Genomic DNA, 2,459 nt, shown 5'->3' with positions numbered 1-2,459 from the left:
GTTAAAGATGCACATATTATGAACCGATTGACAGTTAAAATTAATAATGAAGCTCAGGAAATAAAAGTTAAGAAATTTCTTGACGATTTGGGATTGGAATATCACAGTGAGTATGCAAACTGGTGGGAGGACCTTGACCTCGTAAAAGAGTTGGACTTGCGTTCCAAAAATTTAAAATCCGGAAAAGACCCAGGTGTTTCACTTAAGTCTATTAAACAAATGCTAAGTGAATAATAATGGCTAATAAGGTTACCTTTTCTTCTTTAGCTGAGAGTGAAATTGTTGAGTCATACAATTATTATGAGCAAAAACAGCCCCTGCTTGGGGATAAATTTATTGGTTGTATTGAAATTGCCGCTGATACCATATCTGAAAACCCAGAAGCTTTCCCCAAAAAGCTTGAAAATTATAGAGAGTTTGTAGTGCCAGTTTTTCCTTTTTTATTGATTTATGAATTTATCCCTGAAAAAAAATTGATTTACATCTTATCTGTTTTTCACACAAGCAGAAATCCAGATTATAAGATTTCTAAAAAACATTAATATTTATGCTCAACAAAATCAATCTCGAACACATTCTTTTTCTGGACATAGAAACCGTCCCTGTTCACGAGCACTTTGGTGAGGTGGACGACACGACCAAACTGCTTTGGGAAAAGAAAACCGAATACCAACGCCGCGACGAACACTCGCCGGAGGAGTTCTATGACCGCGCCGGAATCTGGGCAGAATTTGGTAAAGTCATCTGTATTTCAGTAGGCTATTTTGTTTTGAAAGGCGACACCCGAAACTTCAGGGTAACCTCTTTTCACGGTGAAGAAACCAAGATTCTCAAAGACTTTAAAACCCTGCTTGAAACCCATTTTAACAGACCACATCATGTGCTGTGTGCCCACAACGGCAAGGAGTTTGACTTTCCATTTATCGCCCGCAGGATGATTATCCACGGCATCGATTTACCTGCAAAACTGAACCTCTTTGGCAAAAAACCCTGGGAAGTGCCTCATCTTGATACACTGGAGCTATGGAAGTTTGGAGATTACAAACATTTTACTTCGCTGAAGCTACTAACACACATATTAGGTATTCCTTCACCAAAAGAAGATATCGATGGCAGCCAGGTACGTGATGTTTATTATAACGAGAAAGACATCGACCGCATCATCAACTATTGTGAAAAAGATGCTGTAGCAGTGGCGCAGGTCTTTCTTAGATTGAGAAATGAGGACATCCTTGACGATAATGAAATAATCTCTGTTTAAAATGATTGAAAAATCCTTACTCAAAATTGAAAATTTAAGTCTTGCGTTTGTCAACGAAAATCAGGAAAATGAAGTCGTTAAAAATGTTTCGTTTACACTAAACAAAAATGAAATACTCGGTATAGTAGGCGAATCCGGTTCGGGAAAATCTGTGACCACGCTGGCTATCATGGGATTGTTGCCTAAAAAAATTGCTAAAATAAAATCTGGCGAAATACTCTTTAATGGAAAATCGCTTTTAGGCTTGAGCGAAAAGGAATTTCAAAAATTTCGTGGCAATGAAATTTCAATGATTTTTCAGGAACCGATGAGTGCCCTAAATCCTTCTATGCGCTGCGGAATGCAGGTGGCAGAAATATTGATGCATCACAAAAAGCTTTCGCAAAAAGCAGCAAAAAAAGAAACCCTTTTGCTATTTGAAAAAGTAAAACTTCCAAACCCCGAAGAACTTTTCAGAAAGTACCCGCATCAAATCAGTGGCGGGCAAATGCAGCGTGTTATGATTGCCATGGCCATTGCCTGCAAACCCAAAATTCTCATTGCAGACGAACCCACAACCGCATTGGACGTTACGGTTCAAAAAGAAATCATCCAACTTCTTAAAGATCTTCAACAGGAAACAAATATGAGTATAATTTTCATCTCTCATGACCTGGCACTGGTGTCTGAAATTGCCGACCGTGTTTTGGTAATGTATCTGGGAAAAGTGGTGGAGGAAGGACGAATCAGGGATATTTTTCACTATCCAAAAGAAGATTATACAAAAGCATTGCTCAACTCGCGCCCTTCGCTTGATGAACGTGTTGAAAAACTGGCCACTATAAAAGATTTTCTCCAAAACAGTTTTGACAAAAAAGTCGTTACAAAAGAGCAGCGCACTCAAAAACACAAAACCCTTTATAGCCAAAAGCCTTTACTTGAAGTCAGAAATCTTGAAAAGGAATACTACACAAATGCCGGAATTTTTAGAGAAAAAAAGGTGACCAAAGCTGTCAATAATGTGAGTTTTGAACTGTATGAGGGAGAAACTTTAGGTCTCGTTGGCGAATCTGGCTGTGGAAAATCCACCTTAGGAAAAGCCATTCTACAACTTGATAAAGCTACAAAAGGGAGCATTTATTACAGGGGTAAGGAAATTTCCGCTTTAAGCGAAAGCGAATTCAAAAAATTCAGGAAAGAGATACAAATCATTTTTCAG

General features: G+C 38.3%; 4 protein-coding genes. All 4 read left to right on the top strand.

From position 1 onward, the window contains the following. On the top strand, positions 1 to 234 hold a 234-nt coding region (locus tag AC6F75_RS07215; protein ID WP_500714298.1), incomplete at its 5' end, for a hypothetical protein. Between the two features lie 2 nt (positions 235 to 236). Further along, entirely contained in the window at positions 237 to 542 is a 306-nt protein-coding gene (locus AC6F75_RS07210) for a type II toxin-antitoxin system RelE/ParE family toxin (protein ID WP_500714297.1), read from the top strand. A 5-nt stretch (positions 543 to 547) separates the two neighbouring features. Next, positions 548 to 1,261: a ribonuclease H-like domain-containing protein gene (locus tag AC6F75_RS07205; protein WP_500714296.1), complete on the top strand. Its 714-nt coding sequence runs from the start codon at positions 548 to 550 to the stop codon at positions 1,259 to 1,261. A gap of 1 nt (position 1,262) precedes the next feature. Further along, positions 1,263 to 2,459 (top strand): ATP-binding cassette domain-containing protein (locus AC6F75_RS07200; protein WP_500714295.1); only part of this gene is annotated, 1,197 nt, incomplete at its 3' end.

Source organism: Planktosalinus sp. (assembly GCF_059864935.1).
The sequence above is the reverse complement of the archived record's forward strand: the minus strand, read 5'-3'. Positions and strand labels throughout refer to the sequence as shown.

Bases quoted from the DNA above. Each gene is read 5' to 3' on its own strand.
- AC6F75_RS07210 (WP_500714297.1), top strand. From the start codon at position 237: ATGGCTAATAAGGTTACCTTTTCTTCTTTAGCTGAGAGTGAAATTGTT.
- AC6F75_RS07205 (WP_500714296.1), top strand. From the start codon at position 548: ATGCTCAACAAAATCAATCTCGAACACATTCTTTTTCTGGACATAGAA.